This is a genomic window from Vibrio sp. YT-17 (genome assembly GCF_033337375.1).
Taxonomy (GTDB): domain Bacteria; phylum Pseudomonadota; class Gammaproteobacteria; order Enterobacterales; family Vibrionaceae; genus Vibrio; species Vibrio alginolyticus.
Genome location: NZ_JAWOQP010000136.1, coordinates 1 through 1,204, shown reverse-complemented (window position 1 = coordinate 1,204; position 1,204 = coordinate 1). Strand labels below are relative to the sequence as shown.

Sequence of the window (1,204 nt, the reverse complement as noted above, 5' to 3'; positions counted from 1 at the left end):
ATTTCGGCTAACCTTCATAAAGATTCGATGCTATTTCGACATGCGTTGCGTATGTCAATTGCGCTTACTATTGGGTACGGCATCATTCAGCTGTTTGATATTGACCGTGGTTACTGGATTTTGCTTACAACGCTGTTTGTGTGTCAGCCGAACTACAGTGCAACGCGCCAAAAACTTACGGCTCGTGTGATCGGTACTTTAGCGGGGTTATTGATTGGCGTACCGCTGCTAACGTTCTTCCCTTCTCAAGAAAGTCAGTTGGTGTTTATCGTTGTTTCGGGCGTGATGTTCTTTGCATTTAGGATGAACAACTACGGCTACGCGACCGGATTTATCACCTTGTTAGTCTTGTTCCTGTTCAACCAGTTAGGTGAAGGCTACGCAGTGGTGCTGCCTCGGCTTGCCGATACACTGATTGGCTGCGCGCTAGCCGTCGCGGCTGTGATGTTCATTTTACCTGACTGGCAATCGAGAAGACTGCATAAAGTGATGTCTGATGCGATAGATGCGAATAAACAGTATTTGGATCAGCTCATCGGCCAATATCGTATCGGTAAGAAAGACAACCTGAGCTACCGCATTGCTCGTCGTCAGGCTCACAATAATGATGCGACATTGACGTCAGCAATCAGCACAATGCTTGCTGAACCAGGTAAGTATCGCGCAGCCGTCGATGAGAGCTTCCGCTTTCTGACACTCAACCACGCCATGCTCAGCTACATCTCTGCTTTAGGCGCACATCGTACTCGCATCGAAGATGAATCCATTCATAAACTGGTTCTGGATGCTCACCGTTGTATCCACCAGCATTTGGATGTGTTGCATCAACAATTACACCAACATTGCGAAGAGTGCGATTTATCCAACATTGACGATGCTGGACTTGAGCAGCGTTTGAACGAATGGCGCGATGAGGATGACAGCTCGGCGCGTATGGTGCTTCAACAACTCCACCTTATTTATCGCATGTTGCCTGAGCTTCACTCGCTGGCGAGCAAATTTGCCGTTCGTGTGAACTAACTCGACCTTAGAGAGACTAACTTAAAGGTGCATGTGACTTAACACGCGTTCTTTATGCAATTAGGGAAGCACTTTTGCTTCCCTTTTTAATTTTAGATAACCCGAAGTAGGTAAAATTACCTTTCATAGGAAAAGTCTTACGTATCACTTAACGCACCTTGACAATACTCGTACAAAAAACCAT

Annotated in this window: 1 protein-coding gene; it reads left to right on the top strand. The window is 46.3% G+C overall.

The window, feature by feature from the left end; translation table 11 throughout:
* On the top strand, positions 1 to 1,020 hold a 1,020-nt coding region (gene yccS / locus R7F67_RS24455; RefSeq protein WP_318057494.1), incomplete at its 5' end, for a YccS family putative transporter.
* Positions 1,021 to 1,204: the final 184 nt, after the last annotated feature.